The sequence below is a fragment of the Flavobacterium sp. KACC 22763 genome (assembly GCF_028736155.1).
Taxonomy (GTDB): Bacteria; Bacteroidota; Bacteroidia; order Flavobacteriales; family Flavobacteriaceae; genus Flavobacterium.
Genome location: NZ_CP117879.1, coordinates 796,976 through 821,772, shown reverse-complemented (window position 1 = coordinate 821,772; position 24,797 = coordinate 796,976). Strand labels below are relative to the sequence as shown.

Genomic DNA, 24,797 nt, shown 5'->3' with positions numbered 1-24,797 from the left:
TTCATCCCTTTTTGAATATCTATAACTAACAAAATTTAGAAATTCAATTTTTTAAAAGACGCTAAGAAACTAAAATTCTAAGTGACTAAGTTTTATCTTAGAATCCTTTTTGACCAATCTTTATTATCTTAGAACCTTAGTTACTTAGAACCTCAGAAACTTTTTTTTTCTGAAATTTCTTCATCAGCCATTTTCTAACTGGTTCATCATATAATTTTAAACATACAAAAGCTAGAATTATACTTACGATTAAAACTCCAATTCCTTCTAAATAACCGTCTTCCATTGTTACTTTGTTGTCTACAACCCATGCTGTAAACCAATAAATTAATGGATAATGTGTGATATAAATTGGATAAGAGATATCTCCTAGAAGCTTACAGATTTTTAATGAAAATTCGTTTTTAATTTCTCCTCCTGCTCCAATTGCCACAATTATTGGGAAAATAAAAATAATACAGATTGATTCATACAAACCATTGATCCAAAGACTGTTTTCGTCTCCAAATCTTGGTAATGCCAAAACAATAGTGATCAAAATACTGCAAATCCAAAAAGCATTTTTTACATGGATTAATTTCCCTAAACGGCACAGTAAAACTCCAGCAAAAAACGGATACAATAATCGGGTAAAACCAACATATAATTGCTCTACATTGAATGACCATCCGCCGATAACGTCACCTTTTGGCCCAAAAACAGTATAATGAAATAACAGTCCGGCAAATAGCAGCACAAAAACTGACATTACTTTATTCGAAAATTTACGGAAGATAACGGCGTACAAGATGTTTGCAATATATTCGAAAAAAAGCGACCATGCCGGACCGTTTAAAGGATGCATTTCTCCCCAACCTCTAATTTCTAATGAAGGAGGAATTGGCAGCAATGTAAATCCGATGACCATTGTTAGAATAACTTTCCATACTTCCATTCCTGCAATTTGAGGGAAAAGTATATCTGAGGCTTGAAAGTAATAAAAGATAGCACCAATGATCATTCCCATGATTACCATTGGCTGTAAACGAATCAAACGGCGTTTGTAAAACTCCCATTGTCCCATTTTTACCCAACGATCGTCGTACGCATAAGCGACAACAAATCCGGACAAAAGGAAAAAGAAATCTACGGCAAGATATCCGTGATTTATAATTTGTTTAAAACGATTTCCGCCAGCAAAAGCTTCAAAAATATGAAACGCAACTACCAAAATAGCCGCTACACCACGCAGACCATCAAGTATTTCGTAATGTTTTTTTGGTTTAATATCAGATGAAATTGAACTCATTTGTTTTTGGTTTAAGGTTAAGTTATGATTTAAAGTTTAAGTTTTTGGAATTTGGAATTTAAAAATTGAAATTTAATCTATTGGTGATTTTTAAGCCATTCTAATCTTCTTTGGTCTGGCAAGTGTTTTACGGTGAAGTTTTCGAATTTTGCTTCAAAACCTTTTCCGTCTGGAGAAGCGGCCATTAAACCAACCATCACAGGCGTGTTATCTTGCAAAGGCGCATTTCTGGTCATGATATAATTTTTATCATCAAAAGAATAAAATATCTCAACAGCATCTAATCGTCGTACAGCTTTAATCCAGATAAAAGGCGGAACCTTATCTAGAGTCGTAACGCTCCAGTCACTTTTATCGTGTGTTACAACGGTGCTGACATTAAATTTTCCGTCAACAAACTCTACTCCTGTTTTAATGTAATTCTTTTCGTCGATACGAATCATCAATCCCATTTGGTCAAAACGGGCAATGTAATTCCCTGTCAATTTTACTTTTGCTTCAAATTCGCCACCATAAGTTGTGTAGTAAAAAGGCGCGTCATCGACTGTAAAACCATAATGCGAAATTCTCCAATAATCACTATTCGCAGTAACATTCATTATTAAAGCATTGTTTTTAATTTCCCATTTTTCAGGTTCATTAAACCATTGCATTTTATTTAGACTTTGTGCTGAAATATTCTTCGCAAAAAATAAAGTCAATATTGCGAGCGTAATTTTTTTCATATCCATTTTTTTAAAACCATTAAGATATTAAGAAAATTAAGCTCTTACTTCATGAACTTAGCTCAAAATATAAGACAATAAAGCTATTCTTTATGTTTCTTAATGTCTTAATGGTGAATTTAAACTAAAAGCAAAGCTGCAAATTTTTACACTTGCAGCTTTACAAACCAACCAATTTTTAGAAATAAAAAAACTTATTTAAGTGAAAAATTCACTTTAGATTTAATATCTGTTGAAGAAGCACCAATTATTGCTTCAAAATCGCCAGGTTCAGCAACCCAGTCGTGTTTTTTATCATCGAAGAAACTTAAAGCCGCTTTATCAACTGTAAAAGTTACTGTTTTTTCTTCTCCAGCTTTAAGGGCTACTTTCTCAAAACCTTTTAATTCTTTTACCGGACGTGGCAATGAAGATTTTAAATCTGCAATGTACAATTGCACTACTTCAGAACCTTCTCTGCTTCCTGTGTTTTTTACGTTTACTGAGAATGTGATTTTATCTCCAGCGTTTATTTGTTTTTTATCTGCTGTTACTTTTCCGTAAGCAAAAGTCGTGTAGCTTAAACCGTGCCCAAAAGAGAACAATGGTTTGATTTTGTTTTTATCTGCCCAACGGTAACCTACAAAAATTCCTTCATTGTATTTTACTGAATCACCACCTGGGAATTCTCCTAAAGCATGAGCTCCGTTATCAGATAATTTTACTGGGAAAGTGAAAGATAATTTTCCTGACGGATTCACATCTCCAACCAAAACATTTGCTAAAGCATTTCCAGCTTCAGTTCCTAGAAACCATCCTTGAACAATTCCAGGAACTTCTTTAATCCAAGGCATTGCGATTGCATTTCCAGAAATGTTTACGAAAACAATGTTTTTGTTTACTTTCGCTAAATCGCTGATTAATTTATCCTGACCATAAGATAAATTCAATTCATTACGATCATGTCCTTCGTCGTCTTGATTTGGACTTTTGTTCAATCCACCGATGAAAAGAACAATGTCAGCATCTTTTGCCACTTTTAAAGCTTCTGCAGTTAACTCAGCTGGAGAACGTTTGTCTTCTAAACTTACTTTAGCCACAACTCCGTTATAGTTACTTGTAGGATCTCCTACATAACCTCTTGCGTATACAATTTCAGCTTGATTTCCGATTCTTTTCTTCAAACCTTCTAATGGAGTGATTTCATATCTAGCTTTAAGTGAAGAACTTCCTCCACCAACAGTCATCATTTTAATCGCATTTTCTCCAATTACAGCAATCTTTTTAGTTTTAGAAAGATTGATTGGCAAAATGTTGTTGTTGTTTTGCAATAAAACAATTCCTTCTTCAGCAATTTTGCGTCCTGCAATAGCATGTTCTTCTGTTCCAAAAGATCCAAAAGGACGATTTCTATCCATTGTTGTCAAGAAAGACAAACGTAGAATACGACGTACTTTTTCGTCTAATTCCTTAGTTCCAACTTCTCCTTTTCTGATCATTTCAGAATATGGTTTTGCTAAATAATAGTTGTCATAAGCATTACTTGTTCCCCAAGACAAACCATTTGTCCAAGAACCAAATTCCATATCCAATCCATTATTTATAGCTTGTTTAGTATCGTTTACACCACCCCAGTCAGAAACTACAACTCCTTTGAAGCCCCATTCTCCGCGAAGAATATCGTTTAACAAATATTCGTTATGACAGCATTGCTGTCCTTTGTATTTATTGTAAGCTCCCATAATTGACCAAACATCACCTTCTTGAACTGCAGCTTTAAAAGCAGGAAGATAAATTTCGTACAATGCGCGATCGTCAACAATTACGTCAACAGAATTACGTTTAGTTTCCTGATTGTTTAATGCAAAATGTTTTACGCAAGCCGCAACTCCATTTGACTGAACTCCTTTAATATAAGGAACAACCATTTTTGAAGCTAAAAACGGATCTTCTCCCATATATTCGAAGTTACGCCCGTTTAACGGACTTCTGTAAATGTTTACACCAGGCCCTAATAATACATTTTTGTTACGGTAGCGCGCCTCTTCTCCAATAGATTTACCATATAAAGAAGCCAATTCTTTGTTCCATGTCGATGAAAGTGCAGTAAGCGCAGGAAAAGCAATACAAGAGTCGTTTGTCCAACCTGCCTGATCCCATTCGTCCCATTTTACCTCAGCACGAATTCCGTGTGGTCCATCGGTCATCCAGTTTTCTGGAATTCCAAGACGTTTTACACCTGGAGAACTAAATTTAGACTGCGCATGAATCATGGCAATTTTCTCTTCGGTAGTCATTCGTTTAAGCGCATCTTCCACACGCTCTTCAATCGGTTTTTTATCGTCTAGATAAACTGGAACTTTGTTCTGAGCATTCATTCCAACAGAACTTAGTAAAAGTAAAACAACAATTGTTTTAACGTTTTTTAACATAACAGTAATTATTAAAGCATTAGTTTATAATAGGGAAAGTCTTCTTGAGAAAAAAACTTTTTTATCATATTGTAAAACTAAAACGTTATCGTACAAGTTACATTTTTGGATAGAAAAAAGTAGTGAATTAAAAAATTAAATTACTGATTTACAGATTTTTAAATTTTCAAAAACAGTAAAAAAAGTAGTAGATTTAAAACGAATATTTATACTTTCAAAGACTTTGAGCCGATTTTCATGACCATTTCTTCGAAATCATTTCGCGAAACTGCGGCCTTATTTCGAGCTCTTGTGCGATAGTTGTAAATTGTGCTTAAAGAATAACGCAAAAATGCCGCTATTTTAACACTATCAGTAATTCCTAATCTGATTAAAGCAAAAATTCGAAGCTCGGTATTTAGCAACTCATTTTGCTTGAGAACAATCTGCTCTTCTGGGATTAATAAAGCATTAAAATCTTTTACGAATGTTGGATATAAGTTCAAAAAGATAATATCAAAATTCTTGTATAATTCTTCCAATTCATTATCAACCAAAGTAGTTGATTTTAGTATTTTATAAATCTCATCGAATTGTTTCGCCGTTGCTTTCTTGTTTAAAATAATACGATAATTCTCTAGCTTATTGATATAAGTTGAACAAAGATTGAAGAAATGCGCAATATATTCTTCTTTAACTAAATTAGCTTCAGACAATTGCAGATTACTTTCCTGAAGCTGACTGTTTGTTTCGGTAATATCTTTGTTTAATTCCGCTAATTTCTGACTGGTTTCGAAAAGTTCTGATCGAATTCTCGAAACCTTTTTCATCTGTATATAAACATAAATAACTGCAACGATCAAAAACAACGAAAGTAGACTGATGCAAAGCAAGTAAATCTGTAATTCGCTTTTTCTTTGTGCCTCACGTTCTAAATATACGGTATTGATGATAGAATAAACTTCTGACATTAAAAGTGTACGAAACTGGACATTGCAATAAAGCGCGTCTTCAATAGCCGATTGTGTAAGTTTATAAGCCATATCGACATCCCCTATTTCGTAAAAAACCAAAGCCAGTTCCTGTAAAGAAGCATTGTCTTTATTGGCGTTTTTAATATCTGAAGTAGCAGAAAGTGCGTAGTATCTTTTTCTGGCTTCCAAATCATGTGTCGCTTCGCCTATTTTCCCCAACAAGTAAGTAATCATGGCATAGTTTGGACTTTCGTCTTTTGTTTTACTCAATAAAGAGAGTAATTGCTTTTCAGATTCTTTATATTTTCTATGAATAAAAATTTCCTGTTGGATTCTGTTGATCTGATAATCTAAAGTATTCGGATTTAAAATCCCTAACAAAGAATCACGATATTTTCCAATCTGTTTTCTGTATTCTGCACTGTAACTATTAGCTGCATAATGCTCGAAAAACTCACGATACGAAATATAATAATTTGGGAGTAAGGAAGCCGGAAGGCTTTTTTTATTAATACTCTTTAAAATGGCTTCAGATTCACGGTATTTTCCAGAAGAAGAATAAAGCGTTACGAGTTGCAGTTGGGCTAAATTAAAAAGTTCTTTATTCTGAAGTTCTTCTGCAATTTTGATATTCTTTTTTACGTATTGAATTGCCGAATCGGAATTTAGTTTCTGATATTCTAAATACAGTGTTTTATTGTAATTATACTCCTGCTCTTTGGTAAGATTCTCCGATTTAATTTTCTTGAAGTTCGCAATTCGTTCTTCTTTAATCTTTACGTATTGCTGTTTGTTTTTGATTGCCTCATTTAATTCTTTTAATATAACATCTGTGCTCTCCGATGCAAAAAGAGGAAAGCTGATAAGAACTATAAAAACGGAAAGAAATAGATTTTTCAAACTGACAAAAAAATAAATAAGATATACAAATATAATAAAGTGTGTATTCTAAAATATTACAAGTAACCTTTTTTATAATTTTGTTACAACAAACCCTATAAAACTTAAAATTATGCCACACTTTATAATTGATTGCTCAGAAAATGTACTCCGCCGATTAGCTGCAGACGAAATAATGCAGGGAGTTTTTGATGCCGCTTTGTCAACTGATCTTTTCCCAGATTCTGAAATCAAAGTACGCATTAATCCTTTTACGTATTATAACAACGGAAATACCCTAAATGATTTTATTCATGTTTTCGGTTACATTATGGAAGGTAGAAATGACGAGCAAAAGAGCAATCTGTCAAAAGTAATCGTCACAAAACTAAATGCGCTACTTCCAGAAGTTTCTGTAATTTCTATTAATATTCAGGAATTTGAAAAGTCTAACTATTTCAATAAAACGATGATATAAAGATTTTTATGTTATCATCAATTTTATACCTTAAGCATTGATGATATAAAAAAAGCTTTGTCAAAATTCTAAATTCTGACAAAGCTTTTTTTAAAACTTATATTACTTTAATGGTTTAAAATCAAACCGCAATTGGCGCTGCTAAACAGCTTTCTGGAATATCAAAAGCATTTACTAAAGCCACAGCATCGGGACGAATATCCCAGCAAAGCTGATTTACAATTTTACGGACTGCTTTAGTTTTTACGGCTTCCATATAACCATCTTCCAAATACCAAGCTTTATTTTTTTCGATTGTAGAAAGTGCGTACAGCTGATTCAGTTTTGTCAAAATTGCTTTTGAAGGTTCGTCTTCAACGGTTTTTATTGCAATCTGAAATTGTTCTAAAACTATTCTTTCCAAATAGGCCTGTGCGACATCAATCATTTGATGCTGAACCACATTAAAAGCGTCATAAGGTTCTAATCCACTGTCAATTAATTTCTTGATGCGTCGCGCTGCAGAAGCCAAAATTGTCTTTTCTCTGTGAACAAATGCTTGAAGATGAAATTCTCCATCCAATAAATGCTCATCATCAGTTCTTCTAGTTGCGATTGGATTTTTTTCTGCAATGGCCGTTTTAGCATTCTCGTACACATAATTAATGATTCCCAGCGAGCCCATTTCTCCAAACGATTTTCTGAATTCTGCCAAACGATTTTTGGCTACCAATTGCATTAAAACCGTATTATCACCTTCAAAAGTGGTATAGATTTCAGTATCATTTTTAAGCGCATCGATTCGGTTTTCAGACAAATATCCTTTTCCTCCGCAGGCTTCACGACATTCCTGCAGAATATCTCTTGTGCTCCAAGTAGAATATGATTTCATTCCTGCCGCTAACGCCTCAATTTCTTGCATTTCAGCTTCGGTTCTGTTCAAAAATCTATTGGTTAGATATTGAAGTGCAAAATGGACAGCATAAGTTTTTGCTAAATGCGGCAATAATCTGCGCTGATGCATTCTATAATTTAGGATCGGAACTTCAGATCCGCCTTCTGGTCCGAATTGTCTTCTTTGATCGCTGTAGCGAATGGCAATTGTCAGTCCAGATTTCGCTGCCGCTAAAGCCGAACGCGGAATCCCAATTCTTCCTCCAACCAAAGTGCCTAACATAGTAAAAAAACGTCTATTGTCACTCGGAATCGGACTCTCAAATTCTCCTTTTTCATTTACCGAGGCAAAACGATCCAACATATCTTCTTTCGGAATTACTACATTATCGAAACTAATGGTTCCGTTATCTACACCATTCAATCCCATTTTATGACCACAATCGCCAATTGTTACGCCATTTACGACATTTCCATTTGGATCGCGTAACGGAACCACAAAGGCATTCACGCCGTAATCGTGATCGTCAATAATTAATTTCGCGAAAACAGTTGCTTTTTGTCCGTGAACGGCTGCATTGCCAATATATTCTTTTTGCGCATTTTTATTTGGTGTGTGAATGGTAAAAGTCTGATCGCTATGATTGTAAGTTGCTGTAGTTTCTAAACCTTTTACGTTCGATCCGTGATGTGTTTCGGTCATGGCAAAACAGCCTGGAAGTTTCAGCGAACCAATATCTTTTAAATATTTTGCATAATGCTTTTCAGTTCCTAAAGATTGAACGCTCATTCCCCAAAGTCCGAATTGAACACCAAATTTAATTACCAAACTCAAATCGTGATAACTCAGCGTTTCCATAATGGCAAAATAATCTTCGATATTTCCTCCTCCACCGTATTCTTTCGGATAAGCCATGCTTCCTAAATTTTCATCGGCTAGAATTTTGCACCATTTGTAAACTGTTTGTCTAAAAACGTTAATATCGGTAGACGTTTCATATGCAAATTCAGGTCTCGAAATCACAGATTTAACTCTTTCAATTATTGCAGCTTCTTTTCCGTCTAAAATTCGAGTGATTTTCTGAATATCAAAACTCGCATTGGTTTGAGAGTTGGCTGTAAAAGAACCTGCTTTGGTTTTAAAGTTTTGAAGCGCTTCTTCACCCAAAATTCCCAAATCATTTTCTAGTTTTTTGAAATCAGATTCGATTGGCGTCAAATCCAAATCACTGCCTGAAAGTGCTTTAGCAATATCAAAAATCGATTTTATAGAAGATTTATCCTGAATGCTTTTTTCAATATCTAATTTCCATTTTGTGAGTTCATTTCGCGAAGGCGGATTTGAAATATCTACTTTAGAAAGCAAATATTCTTTTTCGTCTGGAGATAACACATTTAGAGAATTTATAAATCCTTGTAAAGTTGTAAATTCTTTCTGTGTCAGTAAATCATCTGACCACACTAAATAAAATAACGGAGTAAAGGCTTGAAGTTTGGCTGGTTTCATATAATAAGTATTCGGTTCGTAATAGTTTTTTCTACCACTGATTAAACAGATTTTTTTGTTTGCCACGAATTACACGAATTTCCACGAATTAATTATTCTAAAATAGTGAACAAAATTTGTGGAAATTCGTGTAATTCGTGGCAACATTTTTTTGCCCAAAGAATATAATCCTTTTAATCTGTATAATCTGTGGCTAAATAATTTTTCTGTTTAGAACATAAAAAAACAGGAATGAAATATACTCATTCCTGTTTAAACATCCTGTTAAGATTCTGACAATTTTCGATTTTAAACCAATAAAAAATATGAAAACTAAGAATTAAGAACCTTTGGATATTGAGGTCATTTTTTGCTTTAGGGCAAAAATATGATGCGAATTAAAAACTAACACTGCGGTAAAAATGATACCGTATGCTGTAATCTGCAAAGGCGTGATGTTTTCTTTGAAAAAAAAGGCTGCCAAACCAAATGCAATCATCGGATTAATGTTTAATAACATTCCAACTGTCGAAGAGTTGATTCCTGAAAGTGCATATAAATTGAGAAATAACGGAATTATAGTAAATACAATTGCAATGGTTTCAATGCAGAAATAAAACTTAAATTCCGTTGGTACCGGTCCCCCAAAAACCGGATAAAACGGTAATAAAAACAATGCTGCCAATGTGATATGAAAAGTCAAAACAATAAACTTGTCAAAACCTCTATTAGCACGTTGGCTCACTAAATATGCAGCATAAGTAAGGCCTATAATAATACTGAAAAACATATCCATGATATCGCTATATGAAAGCAATAAACATCCCGAAATGCTTAATCCTACAGAAAGCCATTGCGTTTTTAGCAGTTTTTCGTTTAGTATAAAATAAGCTAATAATGTAGTCAAAATTGGGCAAACAAGATAAGCCAGAGAAGCGGCTTTTACGCTGATATGATTCACTACGTAAATGAACGTAAACCAATTGGCCATCAAAAATGCGCTTCCTCCAATATTTAAAAGAATTGATTTTCTTTTTTCTGATTTTGGCAAAGCTTTAAAAATATCACTGGTTTCTCTTATTTGTCTTCTTTTGAATAAAAAAGCAATCAAAAGCATTAAAATACCACAGCTAAAAACACGAAAAAACAGAATATCCAATGACGGATAATCATGTATCGGTTTTAAAACTAAGCTAAAAAGCCCCCATGTAATAAAGGCTGAAATGGCTGCTACGTAGTACTTTGTTGTTTTCACAAAATTCGCTTTTGAATTTATTTTCTTTTGATGAAGCAAATTTCTAAAAAATTAAACAGCAATACAGATACAGTTTTTGTAAATTGCAACATAACAGTTTTTATTTTTGCAATGAAAAATTCCAATTACTTATATCTTCAATTTGCTGACCTCATCGAAAAACAGATCAAGTCTGGACTTTTGAATGTAGGCGACAAACTGCCTTCTATTCGAGAAGTCTGCGCTGAAACGGGTTATAGTATGAGCACTGTCAGCAAAGCTTATTATGAAGTCGAAAGCCGTTCTTTGATCGAATCAAGACCACAATCGGGCTATTATGTAAGTAATATTTCGGCAAGAACAATTCCAGAACCATCTGCAAGTAAACCGCTTTTAACTCTTGAAAATATTGAACGCGAGGATTTAGTGGATTTGGTTTATGGCGATATGCGCAAAAAAGACATTACGATGCTTTCGCTTGGTTTTCCGTCCAATGAATTGCTTCCGATTGCGAAACTGAATAAAGGAATGGTTCAAGCCATGCGCCAATTGCCCAACAGCGGAACGAGTTATGAGGAAATTGAAGGAAATAGTCATTTAAGAAAAGAAATTGCGCGCTGGTCTTTTACTTGGGGCGGTTCTTTGACTGAAGATGATATTATAACTACACCAGGTTGTATTTCGGCCATTTCAGATTGTTTATTAACGCTGACTAAACCAGGAGACACCATTATTACAGAAAGCCCTGTTTACTTTGGAATTCTGCAATTGGCGAGATCTTTGGGTTTGTATGTAATGGAGCTTCCTACCAACATGACAACAGGAATTGAAATTGAAGCAGTAAAAAAAACACTTTCTACAAAGAAGGTAAAAGCCTGCGTTTTGATGAGCAATTTCAGTAATCCGTCGGGAAGCATGCTGCCAAACGAACATAAAAAGGAAATCGTCCGTTTAATGGATTTTTATAATGTTCCTTTAATTGAAGATGATATTCACGGCGATTTGTATTTTGGAACAAGTCGTCCAACAAACTGTAAAACGTATGATGAAAGCGGTATTGTTTTGTGCTGCAGTTCGGTTTCTAAAAGTCTAGCACCGGGCTATCGGGTGGGTTGGGTTTCTCCAGGGAAGTTTAAAAAAGAAGTTCTGAGAACCAAATTGTACCATACAATCTCCAATTCAACTATTACACACGAAGTGGTTGGAGATTTTCTAAAAAACGGCCGTTATGAAAACCATCTTAGAAAAATTCGCCAGATTTTGAATCGAAACTGCACCAATTATATCAATACTGTTTTAGAATCTTTTCCTGCGGGAACCAAAGTGAGTCAGCCTCAAGGCGGTTTCTTTCTTTGGGTCGAATTGGATAAAAAAATCGATACCGTAGCTTTTTATCATTTAGCACTGAAACATAATATTAGTATTGCTCCGGGAAGAATTTTCTCTTTTCAAAACCAATTTTCAAATTGCATGCGATTGAGTTTTGGATTGCCTTGGTCTAACGAATTGAGAACTGCTATTCAGACGTTGGGAAGATTGGCGAAGCAACTATAAAATCTTTTAAACACATAGAAGCATAGATTTTATTTTTGTAAAAAAAGAATAAAGAAAGAAACTAGTTTCTCACACATAGCTATGTGTATTCAAATAAGTGAAACGCCTTTTTGCATTCAAAGAACTATGCTTCTATGTGTTTAAATAAAAAAAAAACTGGACAGCGCAACTACACACTGTCCAGCCAACAATTAAAAGAAGACCAAAATTAAATAGTTATAAGACAAAATAAGCGTCTTTCTCGACTTTCTTAGGTTCGTCGTTTAATTCAAATTCTTTTAGGATATCAAATTCACTTTGATATTCGTTCAGCATTTGTTTGATATTTTTTTCAATTGTATTTGCAATTGCCGTAACTGGCGTATCTGTTGGTCGGTTTTCAAACGGATCTTGCAAATGAATCGCCATTCTTTCGATTAAAAAGAAAGCGGCACCAATTGCAGTAATCAATGGAATTGCGAACCAGCTCAAAACGCTTGTTAATCCGAAAGGCAATACAAAAATGAATAAACACAAAGTCAATCTAATGTACATGCTGTATGTGGTTGGGAAAATCGTGTTTTTAATTCGCTCACACTTCCCCATTTCATCACATAATCTTGACAAAGTATTGTCGATTTCAACCTGCTGATACATGTTGATTTTCTTTTCATTTTTAGCGGTTCTTAAATCTCTTGCGTGAAGCATCAAAATGGCATTCGGAACGTTTTGATGATTTTTGATGTATTTGATTTCTTCTTCGCTAATTAAACCTTCAAGCGGTTTTATGGGGTTTCTGTTTCTTAGTGATTCTCCTAAACTGTAGCACCAAGCAATTTGCCTTTTAGCAAAATTTTCTTTGAACTCACTTGCTTCAACAGAATAATCAGGATCATTGTAAAAGGTTAAAACTTGACGAATCAGTGTTCTCGAATCATTTACAACTGCTCCCCAAACTATTCTCGCTTCCCACCATCTATCGTAAGCTTGATTGGACTTAAAAGCTAATAATAAGGAAATAATGGTACCAATCATGGTTGGAATCGCAATTGGAATATCTACGGGAAGATTGATGAAATAATGATGAAAAATTTCAAATAGTACGGTATAAGCTAATACCAAAACAATTTCTACTTTAATTTTCCCGAGAACGTACTTCATTGGTATTCTTTTCTTTAATAACATATTTTCGGTTTTAAATTAATATTTTTAAGGTTCTAAGAAACTAAGGAGCTAAGATGCTAAGGCATTAAGGTCTACGAATTAAAAAACTTAGAAACTTAGAACCTCAGAAGCTTAGTGGCTTAGAAATCAAACCATCTCTTCGTACAATGAAAGAACCGGAAGCCCTAGTTTTTCGTTGACATTTTCTTTTTTAGATTTTTTAAATTTGATTTTTTCGCCTTTTCTAGTTTCCACCAACATATCAATATTATGTTTTGAAATGGCTTCTGATAAGAATGGAGCAACTTTTTCGTAGTCATCATCAAAACTGGCAGTCTGACTTACAATCTCAAAAGAGAAATTAGCGCTCAAGAAATCTTGAACATCTTTTACATGAATGTTCATACTAGAATTTTCTACATACAATGCTTTATGGAAAACCTCTTTATTGATTTCTGTACTGAGATGCAGAATAGGGCATTTCTGATTTCCTGCCAATTGCACCAAATATTGATGAATTCTTTTGGTTTCCTGCTTATAAGAATGTGTGAGAATAATGAGCTTTACAGAAAACGCCTCTATAAGACGTTTAAAAATCGGTGCTGAAAGTCCGTATTGGTTATGGACTTTTAGTTTAATATTTGAAGTATGTTCTATAATATAACGGCAAGTTTCCAGAACTTCTTCCTGGCTTTTGGTAAGTCCAGATTTCATTTCTCTTAAAAAACCCGAAGAAGAAAACGTATCAGGAGCTTCTGAAACTAATACTAAAATAATTTCCGATTCAGTATTCTTAGACTGATTTACCGCAGATTTAACAGCCGAAATAGTATCATCTTTTAAAGTTGTAGGTATAAGAAAATTTTTCATAAGTATATCTTTTAGTTTATACTTACAAAATAACTCTCGGCAAATTAGACCGTTATTAATCTAAAATTAGAATTTTCTAAAATTAAACATTAGATTTTTTAATGTTGCCTTTTTTGAAGATGATTGTAACGATTGTTCCTTTGTTTTGTTCCGATTGCACTTGAAGTTCCCCATCGTGCATTCTGATAATTTTAGAAGCTAAAGGAAGACCTAAACCATAACCAATGTATTTAGCAGCAATTTTTCCTCTAAAGAAAGGCTCATACAAATGCGGAATATCTTCTGGCGGAATTCCGATTCCAATATCATTAATCGCAATTTTGATCATTTCTTTATTGGCCGTAAGATTTACAAAGACTTCGTTGTTATCCGAATACTTTACTCCGTTCGTTATAATATTATTGATTGCCAATTCTAAAAGCGGTTTATTACATGGCAACAATAATAAATTAGAATCTTCTGGCGCAAAATTCAGTTTAATGCTTACGCGATTATCTGGATAAATTTTATCTAAATCTGATTTTACATCCAATAACAATTCGTCCATGCGGGCAATATCTGAAACTTGTTTTTGTCCATCATATCCTGTCTGCGTCAGCTTAAGAAGGCTTTCTGTCAAGTTTCCTAATCTTGAAGCTTGGCTATAAATATTTTGCAAAGATTCTACATATTCATGCTTTTCTCTCTCTTTCAGCAGCATAATCTCAGATTCGGCAATAATAGTGGTAATTGGCGTTTTTAACTCGTGAGAAGCATTGTTAATAAAGTTTGCCTGAATCTCAAAAGAAGTTTCTAGTCGATCCAGCATATTATTAAAAGTATTGGTCAAATCTGAAATTTCATCAGAGTTTTTAACTTCCGGAAGACGATTGTGTAGATTAGAAGCACTAATTCTCTTTACTTCCTTTGTAATTCTTGCTACGGGATTAATAACACGTTTTGCTAAATATCGACCTAAAAGAAAAGCTAGAATCACAAATCCGATACCGCCAAAAAGCATGATTTTGACAATATAAATTGTTGTGTCTTTTCCTTTACGGTCTCTTGCACCAACAATTACAATATATTTTTGATTGTTTTCTTGAAAAATCTGTCCTAAATAATATTTATTATCTCTTTCGTACGAGTCTTTTCCTGTACTTAAAATATTAGTATAAAAAGTATTTGGCAGATTTAGGTTTGTATTGTAATCAAAACTGTTGTGACTATTTATTTTGAGCACATACTCTTCTTCTTCGATCAATTCTTCAAGACCGTTTTTCTGAAGATTTTTATAGTATTTAATTTTCTCAGGGTCTTTTTGAAAATGAATTGAAGCTACAATTTTTGCCCTATCATCTAAACGCTTTAAAAAGTGGTAACGATTGTTTTCTCTGAACAAGAAAAACACGATGATACACAATAGCGAAGTGCTAAAGGTAGAAAGAGCAACATAATTGAAGGTGATTTTTTTCCTAATGTCCATATTATGGTTTTATTACATAACCCAAACCTTTCATGGTATGAATCAGTTTGGTTGAAAAAGGCTTGTCTATCTTTCTTCTTAAGTACGTAATGTATACATCGACAACATTGGTATTCATATCAAAATTGATATCCCAAACATTGTCCAAAATCTGATCGCGCGAAACAATGCGTCCCGTATTTTTAGCCAAATAATATAAAAGTTTAAATTCTTTCGCCGTTAATACTATATTTTCCCCATCTCTTTTAACGGTTTTGGCGCGTCCGTTTATTTCTAAATCAGCTATTGTGATCGTATCAATTTTTTCTGTTTCTTGCTGCGATCTTCTATATAAAGCATTTACTCTGGCGTCTAATTCTCCAAATTTAAAAGGTTTAACCAAATAATCATCCGCACCAGAATTAAGTCCAGTTACAATGTTTTCTGAAGTTCCTAAAGCAGTTAAAAGCAAAATTGGCACAAAGTTTTTTGCCGCGCGAAGTCTTCTGCAGATTTCAATTCCGTTAACATCAGGAAGCATTACGTCTAAAATTACCACATCGAAAGTATAATTATGAATCATTTCCATGGCCGTTTTACCATCCATAGCTACGCTTACTTCATTATTATTTTCTGCAAAACCTTTTCGTAAAATTGATAATAGATTTGGCTCGTCTTCGACTATCAGTAATTTCATATTAAGAAGTTTGTATATACAACAAAAATAAGAATACTATTTAAAATAATTTTAAACAACTTTACAAATTATGATTTTATTGTGAAGAATAAAAAAAGCAGACCCGATAGCCTGCTTATTGATATTATTTTACGTTTAAAGCTTGTAATTTTTAAAATTAAAAAGTCTCTCCAGCATTTAAATAAAAGCCTTTCGAGTTATTACCCCACGCCAAATCTGCAATAAGATTGGTTCTTGTTGCTTTATCAATTAAAATGCGAAGTCCGAAACCAAAAGCTGGCTGAACATATTGAAAAAGTTTTGTATTGGTATCTGGATTACTGGTTGTTACGAAGTTTGTAAAAACCGTTCCGCTGAACATTTGATCGCAACTAAGCGGAAACCTGAATTCTGTTGCTAGATAAACTAAATTTGTTCCTCTAAATAATCCCTGTGTATATCCCTCACCGCTTCGACTACGCTGATCCCAACCAATTGCAGGTAAATTCAAATACGGAACTTTTCCTTTGGTTACAAACTGTCCGTAAGTCCAGAGCGCTAGAATGTATCGTTTATCTTTTTGTGAAACTGGAATAAAATTTCGGTATTCGGCATACAAAACATTACTTACTTCCTGATTGTCAAATATTTCTGGATTAAAACGGTAATTTATATTAGCAAACCATCCATGTGTTGCATTTACTTGATTATCTCTAGAATCATAAACCAAATTAAGACTCACACCGTTTAAAAAATATTCTGATTCATCAAATCCATATTTTTGATTATAATTATAATGATAAGTAAGTTTTCCATTTGCAACATCAAGTTCTTTATCGACAATACTTGAATACCAATCGATATTTAGACCTCCTCCAACATAAAAATTTGGGCGAACTTGAAAGGAAACCGACTGATGAAATTTAAAGTAATTGTAATCCATTGGTTCAGCAATAGAATCAATACTGAAACCTGAATCTTGTTCACGTCGAGGCGGAATAATATTTGTTCCTAAACCATAATTGGGTTGCGAAAAAATATACAAACGGTAATCTCCACTCAAGAATATCTTGTTGTTTTTGAGCAAAATATTATTCTTGACATTTACCAGCCATTGTTTTTTTGTGGTATAAGTTATTCCAACATTTGCTATTGAATATTTATCGGCTGCTTCTTTTCCCTTGAAAGTATATTGCGCCACAGCACCATAAAAGAAACCTGTTGCTGGCTGGGAACCTATCGCGGGAATAATCAAGAAAAAGCTATTTTTTATGGGTTTAACAACATAAACAGAATCCTTTTTTTTGAAGATTTCTAATATTGTTTTAGGAGGACAGATATTTGGATTTTGATTTTCGGGATTTTGATTTTCTTCTTGAGCAAATAAATTGAAGGAAATAAAGAGTAATAATCCTAAGATTTTATACTTGTACTGAACGGCTTTATTTTCAAAAAAAATCACCATTTACAACGTTTGGTTTTAGAAATAAGATTACAATCTCATTGTAAATATAAGTCTTATTTTCAACATGTTAAACATTAAAACCGAATAAGTTTAAAATATTTTAACAAAAAAAGCCGTCAAAAAATATTTGACGGCTTTGATATATTATCCAAATGTTACTTCGTTATAAACTTTGGGTGAATTAAGTTTTCTAAAGAATAAATTTCATCCCACTTTTCCTGAGTAATTAATTTTCTTTCGAGAACTGCAATCTGATGTACGCTTTTACCTGTTTTTAAAGCTTCTCCTGCAATACTGGCACTTTCTTCATAACCTAAAATTGGATTCAATTGCGTTACAATTCCGATGCTGTTCATGACCATATTATAACAGTGATCCACATTTGCAGTGATTCCGTTAATACATTTATCGATTAAAGTCTGAATTGCATTTGAAAGATAATCCAAAGAAGTAAACATGGCAAAAGCAATAACAGGTTCCATTACATTCAATTGTAATTGTCCCGCTTCTGCAGCCATTGTAACCGTTAAATCCTGACCAATCACATAAAAACAGGTCTGATTTACCACTTCCGGAATTACCGGATTTACTTTCCCTGGCATAATAGATGAACCTGGCTGACGTGCTGGAAGATTGATTTCGTTAAAACCAGTTCTTGGCCCTGAACTCAATAATCGCAAATCATTACAGATTTTAGAAATCTTAACCGCAGAACGTTTTAAAGTTCCCATAATCTGAACGTAAGCGCCTGTATCAACCGTTGCTTCAATTAAATCTGGCGAAAGTGTTAATGGAATTCCAACCTCATCTGCTAAATATTTTACGCAAATTTCTGGATAACCTTCTGGTGCATTTACTTTTGTTCCAATAGCAGTTGCTCCCATATTGATTTCTAACAACAATTCCTGAGCATTTTTTAAACGCTGAATATCTTCTCCAATTGTTGTGGCATAAGCTTTAAACTCCTGTCCCAAAGTCATCGGAACCGCATCTTGCAATTGCGTTCTTCCCATTTTTAAAACTTCTTTAAACTCCTCTCCTTTTTTAGCAAAAGCTACTTCTAAACCAGCAAAAGTTTTAATAAAGCTTTCCATCTTCAAATACAAAGCAATTCTAAAAGCCGATGGATAAGCATCGTTTGTTGACTGAGAACAGTTTACATGATTGTTTGGGTGAAGAAACTGGTATTCGCCCTTTTTATGGCCTAAATATTCTAATCCGATATTGGCAATTACTTCATTGGCATTCATATTAACAGAAGTTCCTGCTCCACCCTGGATTAAATCGCTCACAAACTCCTGATCAAATTTACCAGCAATAACCTGATCACTTCCGTAACAGATTGCTTCGGCAATTTTAGAATCAATTGCGCCGCAGTCTTTATTGGCTAAAGCCGCCGCCTTTTTTACATACCCTAAAGCTTTGATAAATAAAGGTTCTTTTGAAATCGGAATTCCTGTGATATTAAAGTTCTCTACCGCTCTAAAAGTCTGAATTCCGTAGTATAAATGATTAGGAATTTCTAATTCTCCCAGAAAATCATGTTCTTTTCTTGTTGGTTCCATATAATAAAATTGATATGTTTTGACTTAAAAAATAAGTGTAAAGCTACATCAAATTATGCATTAAAAATGTGAATGAAATCAAAATCATTTATAATTTGTTCCCATTATTTTATCGTAAATTATTACCTTTTCACCTTCAAATAATTACAGAAAAGAGTTGAAAAAAGAAAGCGAATATTTTCTTGATAAAGAATACAATACGATTGTTTACGCCAAAGACGATTTGAATTTTAAGGACTTTGAATCTTGCGTTTTCAACAATTGTAATTTCTCCGCTTGTACTTTTCTTGCTGTTACTTTTATTGATTGCATTTTTAATGACTGCATTTTCAGCGAAGCAAAAATTAATTATGTGGCATTGAGAACCGTTACTTTTAATCGATGCGAAATTAAAGAAGTAAATTTCGCTATGTGCGACAAACTAATTTTTGAAGTTCATTTTAATGATTGCATTCTTGATTTTTCGAAATTCTACACTTTAAAATTAAAAGGAACTCCATTTACCAATTGCAGTCTAATAGCTGTAGATTTTATGGCTGCAGATTTAACCAACGCAATTTTCGATAATTGCGACTTATACCGTTCAGAATTTAACAAAGCCATCGCTAATAAAGCCGATTTTAAAACGAGTTATAATTATACTATTGATCCTTCTAAAACTAAATTGAAGAAAGCTATTTTTTCTTTAAAGGAAGTTAAAGGGCTATTGTTTACGCATGATGTGATTGTGAGTGATAATTAACTATGTTTTTTTTATAATAAATACTCTGCTCTATTTTTTATCCAAACTTTTACTTCAATTTTATCTTATCAGCAATTTGCTTAAACTCTTTAAAATAAACATAGTTTTTTGAAATATCTGTCCCAACAAATAAAATTACACCCTTTGTCGTTTGTTTTAAATATTGAAACATCTTTAGTTTTTTGCCCTGGTACACTCCTAACATTTCAACTGCAACAATTTCGTCTTGACCTTTTTTATAATTCTGCTCAGAAATTATTTCTATGCCAATATTTTTTTCTTTAAAGGCATTGTTTTGATATTTGGATATCAAATTATCACTATACTTTTTTAAATTGAAATCGTTCAAGTCATTTGGCAAAGTACTTACTATAAAATTATTAGCATAAGGATTATTAGATAGCAATTGCTCATTATTTATAGTATAAAAAGCCACATTACCAACTACATTTGATAATTTAAATTTTGAATCTTCTAACTGAAGATTAAATAGTAAGTTATCTCCTAACGTAATTTTCACATTTTTATCATAGTATGTACTAAGTACTAGTTTAACAATTTCGTTTCTTGATTTTTCGTTATTTTCAAAAACCCCCATAACTAATACCGAAAAAGAAGAATCTCCAAATCCTAAAATTATTTGTTCGGAATCCATACCTTGAGGAGCAAGGGCAAAGTATGCATTATAAATTCCTAATTTAAATTCTTTTTTAATCCTTAATTTACCACCTTGTTTTTCAAGATCATTAATCTTATTAATTACATTTGGCATTACTTTAAAATAATCTTGATTAGGAATTTCAATAATTTGGAAATAGTTCTCAGAATCCTTTTGAAACCTCTTTAACTCATCAAAGTATTTATACGAACCTGAACTGTCAATTAGTATTTTAGTACCCTTAACATTTATTTTATTCTGAATATTTGAAACTTCAATTTGGTCAGGAATATCTATTGATTGTCCTTTTAAATCACAACTGATTATTGAAAATATTAAAAAAAATATTATACTATATTTCATATTGTTACTATGCTTTTTTTTTCAATTAGGAGCTACTTAATTTTATAAAATAAGGTAGTCTTAAAGCTTCTTCCCCATCACATAATCTTCCATCAAATACCCATTTCCAATTTCTATATCAACGATTTCTTTAATTTGGAAACCTATTTTTTTATAAAAATCTAATGCTGTATTAAATCGGTTTACGTTTAATGATAATTGTTTTGAATTGTTTTCTAAAGCCAGTTTTTCTATAAAATCAAATACTTTTTTTCCATAACCTTTTCCTTGTGTTTCTGGTAACAAGTAGATTTTATGGATTTTCGTAATGGCTTCATTTTTATAATGATGCTCAATTCCTATAAAGCCAATTGTAGATTCAGAATCTAGAATAAGATAGAATAATTGTTCTTTATTCTCAATTTGTTTTGCCAAAGCCTCATCAGAATAAAACAAACCTAACATGTAATCTAATTGCGATTGAGATAAAATTTCACCGTATGTAATAGGCCAAGTGATGTTTGTAATTTTCTGAATTGTAGTGATATCACCTAACCCTGCTTCTGAAATGCTAATCATAATGTATTTTGAAGTATATTTTATTTTGTAAAAACTTGATTTTCCTGCTCGCTTACGCGGATAAAAGTCGTTCGTTTAGTCAATTCTTTTAATCTTGAGGCTCCAACATACGTACAAGTGCTTCTTATTCCTCCTAAAATATCCAAAACGGTGTGAATCACATCTCCTTTAAACGGAACTTGAACTGTTTTTCCTTCACTTGCTCTGTATTCTGCAACGCCTCCAGAATGCTTGTCCATTGCAGTTTTTGAACTCATTCCGTAAAACTGTTTGAATTTTTCGCCTTTTACTTCAATTAATTCACCGCCGCTTTCTGTGTGTCCTGCAAGCATTCCGCCTAACATTACAAAATCGGCTCCTGCACCAAAAGCTTTTGCAACATCCCCCGGAGTTGTACATCCACCATCGCTTATGATGTGTCCGCCTAAACCGTGAGCGGCATCAGCACATTCGATAATGGCCGATAACTGCGGATAACCAACACCTGTTTTAACGCGAGTTGTACAGACAGAACCCGGTCCAATTCCGACTTTTACAATATCAGCACCAGCCAATAATAGCTCTTCGGTCATTTCTCCTGTAACAACATTTCCTGCGATAATTATTTTGTCTGGATATTGTTTACGGGTTTTCTTTAAAAACTGAACAAAATGTTCTGAATAACCATTTGCAACATCAATGCAGATAAATTTCAATGACGGATTTGCAGTAATTATTTTTTCAATTTTGTCAAAATCTTCCTTTCCTGTTCCTGTACTTACAGCAATATAATCGTAGAAATCTGGAGTTGCATTTTTTAAGAAATTATTCCACTCTTCTAAAGTATAATGTTTATGAATAGCTGTAAAAAGCTTTTCTTTAGCCAAAACCTTTGCTATTTCAAAAGTTCCTACGGTATCCATATTGGCAGCCATAATCGGGACTCCTGTCCAATTTGCAGTACTGTGCAAAAATTTGAAATTTTGTTCTAAGGAAACTTCAGATCTGCTTTTGAGCGTTGATCTTTTAGGTCTAAACATTACGTCTTTAAATCCTAATTTAAGGTCCATTTCTATTCTCATAGTTCGAGATTTTGGTTACTCTCAAATGTAAGGAATTTTAGAATTTAGATTGTAGATTTTAGATTAAATCTAATCGCATAAATTGTGACGCGGATTAAACGGATTCGCTTTCGCGAAAACGCGGATTTATACCGATTTTTTTTTGCTTTGCGTGGGCTTCGACTCCGCTCAGCCTGACAAAAGAAACCCTTCCCAATTCCACAGAGATACACAAAGTTTTCAAACAAAAATGCATTTCGACATCGCTCAATGTGACAAACGTAAAACTGAAAACTGTCACTGCGACTGTGACTGACCACTAAAAAAACCTGAACACTAAAAAAAACTACCCGTGAATAGTTTCGTTTTTTCCGTAATTGGTAATGATAGATTCTTCAAATTCTAACCATTCTCTCCAACGTTTTTCAACATCGATTCCAACTCCGTATTTACGAGCATATGTAATGAAAGTTGTGTAATGTCCTGCTTCGCTTTCCATTAATTCTCTATAAAAAACAGATAATTCTTCGTCTTGAATATTTTCAGAAAGCACTTTAAAACGTTCACAACTTCTGGCTTCGATCATAGCTGAGAAAAGAAGTCTTTCTACAAGACCAGAAACACGGCTTCCGTCTCCGCTTCTTTTCATGTATTGATATAGTTCGTTTACATATTCATCTTTGCGCTCACGACCTAATTTTAGTCCTCTTTTGATGATGATATTATGCACTTGCTCAAAATGATCTACTTCTTCTTTTACTAAAGCCAATAAATCTTGAACTAAATCCTGATGTTCTGGATTGTTTGTAATAATTGTAATCGCATTTGTTGCTGCTTTTTGCTCGCACCAAGCGTGATCTGTTAAGATTTCTTCGATGTTTTTCTCAACAATATTTACCCATCTTGGGTCGGTTGGCAATTGTAATCTTAATACGCCCATTTTTTTTAAAATTTGTTTCAGGTTTATTTTGTTTCAAGTTTAAAGTTTTCATCCTAAATGAAAAAAGTTTAAAGTTTCATAATACGTTCAATTACGCATTACAAAACTTTAAACTTGAAACCTTAAACTTTAAACTAATTAATAAGCAAAAATCGGTCTTTCGCTCATCATATCGTTTACTTGTTCAGCAACTTCTTCGATAACAGCTTCATCTGTATGGTTAGATAAAACTTTATCGATAAGCGCTACAATAGTTTCCATATCTTTTTCAACTAAACCACGAGTTGTGATTGCAGCTGTTCCAACACGGATTCCAGAAGTGATAAATGGAGATTTATCATCAAAAGGAACCATGTTTTTATTTACTGTAATTTCAGCTTTTACTAATGCATTTTCAGCTTCTTTTCCAGAAATACCTTTATTTCTTAAATCAATAAGCATCATGTGGTTGTCTGTTCCGCCAGAGATAATGTTGTAACCTCTCTTTACGAAAGCATCAGCCATTGCATTTGCATTTTTTTGTAATTGCATTGCATAAGTAAAGAACTCATCTTTAAGAGCTTCACCAAAAGCAACCGCTTTAGCAGCAATAATATGCATTAAAGGTCCACCTTGGTTTCCTGGAAAAACAGCTAAGTCTAATAATGAAGACATCATTCTGATTTCTCCTTTTGGAGTTGTTAATCCTTGTGGATTTGGGAAATCTTTCCCCATTAAAATAAGACCTCCACGTGGTCCTCTTAATGTTTTATGAGTTGTTGTAGAAACAATATGACAATGTGGAATTGGATCGTTCATTAATCCTTTTGCAATAAGACCAGCTGGGTGAGAAATATCAGCAAATAAGATCGCTCCTACACTGTCAGCAATTTGTCTGAAACGAGCAAAATCCATATCACGAGAATAAGCAGAAGCTCCAGCGATGATTAATTTTGGCTGTTCTTTAGTTGCAATTTCTTGAATTTTATCATAATCTAAACGACCAGTTTCAGCATCTACACCGTAGAATACTGGACGATATAGACGTCCTGAGAAGTTTACTGGAGAACCGTGAGTTAAGTGACCTCCGTGAGATAAATCGAAACCTAAAATAGTATCACCTGGATTTAAACAAGCATGGTAAACAGATGTATTTGCCTGAGAACCTGAGTGAGGCTGTACGTTTGCATATTCAGCTCCAAATAATTCTTTAGCTCTGTCGATTGCAATTTGCTCAATAACGTCAACTACTTCGCAACCGCCGTAGTATCTTTTGCCAGGATAACCCTCAGCATATTTATTAGTTAAAACAGACCCTGCTGCTGCCATTACTTCATCACTTACAAAATTCTCAGAAGCAATAAGCTCTAGTCCGTGAATTTGTCTTTCTTTCTCCTCTTGGATAAGATCAAAAATTTGTTCGTCGCGTTGCATTTTTTTGTTTTTCGTTAATTTCACGCAAAAATACAAAAA

General features: G+C 33.4%; 20 protein-coding genes. 3 read left to right on the top strand and 17 right to left on the bottom strand.

Annotated features, from left to right (window positions below; genetic code table 11):
- Positions 1-136: 136 nt before the first annotated feature.
- From PQ463_RS03620 to susR, 4 genes are all read right to left on the bottom strand, one after another.
- Positions 137-1,288 carry an acyltransferase family protein gene (locus PQ463_RS03620; RefSeq protein ID WP_274256344.1) on the bottom strand — a complete coding sequence of 384 codons (1,152 nt, stop codon included), beginning with the start codon at positions 1,286-1,288 and terminating at the stop codon, positions 137-139.
- 77 nt (positions 1,289-1,365) lie between these two features.
- Positions 1,366-2,013 carry a DUF1349 domain-containing protein gene (locus PQ463_RS03615; protein WP_274256343.1) on the bottom strand — a complete coding sequence of 216 codons (648 nt, stop codon included), beginning with the start codon at positions 2,011-2,013 and terminating at the stop codon, positions 1,366-1,368.
- Positions 2,014-2,207: 194 nt separating this feature from the next.
- Positions 2,208-4,424, bottom strand: a complete 2,217-nt coding sequence (locus PQ463_RS03610) for a glycoside hydrolase family 3 C-terminal domain-containing protein (protein ID WP_274256342.1) — start codon at positions 4,422-4,424, stop codon at positions 2,208-2,210.
- Between the two features lie 206 nt (positions 4,425-4,630).
- On the bottom strand, positions 4,631-6,277 hold the full coding sequence (gene susR, locus PQ463_RS03605) for a SusR family glycan utilization regulator (protein ID WP_274256341.1): 1,647 nt from the start codon (positions 6,275-6,277) through the stop codon (positions 4,631-4,633).
- A gap of 112 nt (positions 6,278-6,389) precedes the next feature.
- On the opposite strand from susR, the gene PQ463_RS03600 reads away from it, so the two are divergent.
- Entirely contained in the window at positions 6,390-6,734 is a 345-nt protein-coding gene (locus PQ463_RS03600; protein ID WP_274256340.1) for a 5-carboxymethyl-2-hydroxymuconate Delta-isomerase, read from the top strand.
- A 121-nt stretch (positions 6,735-6,855) separates the two neighbouring features.
- Here PQ463_RS03600 and PQ463_RS03595 read toward each other — a convergent pair whose 3' ends face one another.
- Together PQ463_RS03595 and PQ463_RS03590 are read right to left on the bottom strand one after the other, a co-directional pair.
- Positions 6,856-9,114, bottom strand: a complete 2,259-nt coding sequence (locus PQ463_RS03595) for an acyl-CoA dehydrogenase family protein (RefSeq protein ID WP_274256339.1) — start codon at positions 9,112-9,114, stop codon at positions 6,856-6,858.
- A 319-nt stretch (positions 9,115-9,433) separates the two neighbouring features.
- Positions 9,434-10,348, bottom strand: coding sequence for an EamA family transporter (locus PQ463_RS03590; protein ID WP_274256338.1), 915 nt, complete (start codon positions 10,346-10,348; stop codon positions 9,434-9,436).
- Positions 10,349-10,459: 111 nt separating this feature from the next.
- Here PQ463_RS03590 and PQ463_RS03585 point away from each other — a divergent pair, with 111 nt between their 5' ends.
- Complete coding sequence (locus tag PQ463_RS03585; protein ID WP_274258009.1) at positions 10,460-11,881, top strand: aminotransferase-like domain-containing protein; 1,422 nt, start codon at positions 10,460-10,462, stop codon at positions 11,879-11,881.
- Between the two features lie 216 nt (positions 11,882-12,097).
- Here the strand turns inward: PQ463_RS03585 and PQ463_RS03580 are convergent, their stop codons facing one another.
- The 6 genes from PQ463_RS03580 to aspA form a co-directional block, all read right to left on the bottom strand.
- Positions 12,098-13,045 carry a bestrophin family protein gene (locus PQ463_RS03580; RefSeq protein ID WP_337992876.1) on the bottom strand — a complete coding sequence of 316 codons (948 nt, stop codon included), beginning with the start codon at positions 13,043-13,045 and terminating at the stop codon, positions 12,098-12,100.
- Positions 13,046-13,171: 126 nt separating this feature from the next.
- Positions 13,172-13,894 (bottom strand): adenine nucleotide alpha hydrolase family protein, encoded by a 723-nt coding sequence (locus tag PQ463_RS03575; protein ID WP_274256336.1) that lies wholly within the window; start codon positions 13,892-13,894, stop codon positions 13,172-13,174.
- Between the two features lie 82 nt (positions 13,895-13,976).
- Positions 13,977-15,359 carry a HAMP domain-containing sensor histidine kinase gene (locus PQ463_RS03570; RefSeq protein ID WP_274256335.1) on the bottom strand — a complete coding sequence of 461 codons (1,383 nt, stop codon included), beginning with the start codon at positions 15,357-15,359 and terminating at the stop codon, positions 13,977-13,979.
- Between the two features lies 1 nt (position 15,360).
- On the bottom strand, positions 15,361-16,035 hold the full coding sequence (locus PQ463_RS03565) for a response regulator transcription factor (RefSeq protein ID WP_111369662.1): 675 nt from the start codon (positions 16,033-16,035) through the stop codon (positions 15,361-15,363).
- Positions 16,036-16,192: 157 nt separating this feature from the next.
- A complete protein-coding gene (locus PQ463_RS03560) occupies positions 16,193-17,479 on the bottom strand; it encodes a BamA/TamA family outer membrane protein (protein ID WP_274256334.1) in 1,287 nt (428 codons plus the stop codon).
- Positions 17,480-17,634: 155 nt separating this feature from the next.
- The gene (aspA, locus tag PQ463_RS03555) at positions 17,635-19,044 is read right to left on the bottom strand and encodes an aspartate ammonia-lyase (protein WP_274256333.1); all 1,410 of its coding nucleotides are present in this window, start codon (positions 19,042-19,044) and stop codon (positions 17,635-17,637) included.
- Between the two features lie 157 nt (positions 19,045-19,201).
- On the opposite strand from aspA, the gene PQ463_RS03550 reads away from it, so the two are divergent.
- Positions 19,202-19,786 (top strand): pentapeptide repeat-containing protein, encoded by a 585-nt coding sequence (locus PQ463_RS03550; protein WP_274256332.1) that lies wholly within the window; start codon positions 19,202-19,204, stop codon positions 19,784-19,786.
- Between the two features lie 49 nt (positions 19,787-19,835).
- Here PQ463_RS03550 and PQ463_RS03545 read toward each other — a convergent pair whose 3' ends face one another.
- The 5 genes from PQ463_RS03545 to glyA all read right to left on the bottom strand — a co-directional run bounded on the left by PQ463_RS03545 (position 19,836) and on the right by glyA (position 24,758).
- Positions 19,836-20,807, bottom strand: a complete 972-nt coding sequence (locus tag PQ463_RS03545; RefSeq protein ID WP_274256331.1) for a hypothetical protein — start codon at positions 20,805-20,807, stop codon at positions 19,836-19,838.
- A gap of 60 nt (positions 20,808-20,867) precedes the next feature.
- Entirely contained in the window at positions 20,868-21,365 is a 498-nt protein-coding gene (locus tag PQ463_RS03540; protein ID WP_274256330.1) for a GNAT family N-acetyltransferase, read from the bottom strand.
- 20 nt (positions 21,366-21,385) lie between these two features.
- Positions 21,386-22,426, bottom strand: a complete 1,041-nt coding sequence (locus tag PQ463_RS03535) for a GMP reductase (protein ID WP_274256329.1) — start codon at positions 22,424-22,426, stop codon at positions 21,386-21,388.
- Between the two features lie 325 nt (positions 22,427-22,751).
- Positions 22,752-23,345 carry a MiaE family protein gene (locus PQ463_RS03530; RefSeq protein ID WP_274256327.1) on the bottom strand — a complete coding sequence of 198 codons (594 nt, stop codon included), beginning with the start codon at positions 23,343-23,345 and terminating at the stop codon, positions 22,752-22,754.
- A gap of 138 nt (positions 23,346-23,483) precedes the next feature.
- Entirely contained in the window at positions 23,484-24,758 is a 1,275-nt protein-coding gene (gene glyA / locus PQ463_RS03525) for a serine hydroxymethyltransferase (RefSeq protein ID WP_274256326.1), read from the bottom strand.
- Positions 24,759-24,797 lie beyond the last annotated feature (39 nt).

What these genes read in the sequence shown, in the direction of transcription:
- PQ463_RS03620 (WP_274256344.1), bottom strand. Translation starts at nt 1,288, where the DNA reads ATGAGTTCAATTTCATCTGATATTAAACCAAAAAAACATTACGAAATA.
- PQ463_RS03615 (WP_274256343.1), bottom strand. Translation starts at nt 2,013, where the DNA reads ATGAAAAAAATTACGCTCGCAATATTGACTTTATTTTTTGCGAAGAAT.
- PQ463_RS03610 (WP_274256342.1), bottom strand. Translation starts at nt 4,424, where the DNA reads ATGTTAAAAAACGTTAAAACAATTGTTGTTTTACTTTTACTAAGTTCT.
- PQ463_RS03600 (WP_274256340.1), top strand. Translation starts at nt 6,390, where the DNA reads ATGCCACACTTTATAATTGATTGCTCAGAAAATGTACTCCGCCGATTA.
- PQ463_RS03595 (WP_274256339.1), bottom strand. Translation starts at nt 9,114, where the DNA reads ATGAAACCAGCCAAACTTCAAGCCTTTACTCCGTTATTTTATTTAGTG.
- PQ463_RS03585 (WP_274258009.1), top strand. Translation starts at nt 10,460, where the DNA reads ATGAAAAATTCCAATTACTTATATCTTCAATTTGCTGACCTCATCGAA.
- PQ463_RS03580 (WP_337992876.1), bottom strand. Translation starts at nt 13,045, where the DNA reads ATGTTATTAAAGAAAAGAATACCAATGAAGTACGTTCTCGGGAAAATT.
- PQ463_RS03575 (WP_274256336.1), bottom strand. Translation starts at nt 13,894, where the DNA reads ATGAAAAATTTTCTTATACCTACAACTTTAAAAGATGATACTATTTCG.
- PQ463_RS03570 (WP_274256335.1), bottom strand. Translation starts at nt 15,359, where the DNA reads ATGGACATTAGGAAAAAAATCACCTTCAATTATGTTGCTCTTTCTACC.
- PQ463_RS03565 (WP_111369662.1), bottom strand. Translation starts at nt 16,035, where the DNA reads ATGAAATTACTGATAGTCGAAGACGAGCCAAATCTATTATCAATTTTA.
- PQ463_RS03560 (WP_274256334.1), bottom strand. Translation starts at nt 17,479, where the DNA reads ATGGTGATTTTTTTTGAAAATAAAGCCGTTCAGTACAAGTATAAAATC.
- aspA (WP_274256333.1), bottom strand. Translation starts at nt 19,044, where the DNA reads ATGGAACCAACAAGAAAAGAACATGATTTTCTGGGAGAATTAGAAATT.
- PQ463_RS03545 (WP_274256331.1), bottom strand. Translation starts at nt 20,807, where the DNA reads ATGAAATATAGTATAATATTTTTTTTAATATTTTCAATAATCAGTTGT.
- PQ463_RS03540 (WP_274256330.1), bottom strand. Translation starts at nt 21,365, where the DNA reads ATGATTAGCATTTCAGAAGCAGGGTTAGGTGATATCACTACAATTCAG.
- PQ463_RS03535 (WP_274256329.1), bottom strand. Translation starts at nt 22,426, where the DNA reads ATGAGAATAGAAATGGACCTTAAATTAGGATTTAAAGACGTAATGTTT.
- PQ463_RS03530 (WP_274256327.1), bottom strand. Translation starts at nt 23,345, where the DNA reads ATGGGCGTATTAAGATTACAATTGCCAACCGACCCAAGATGGGTAAAT.
- glyA (WP_274256326.1), bottom strand. Translation starts at nt 24,758, where the DNA reads ATGCAACGCGACGAACAAATTTTTGATCTTATCCAAGAGGAGAAAGAA.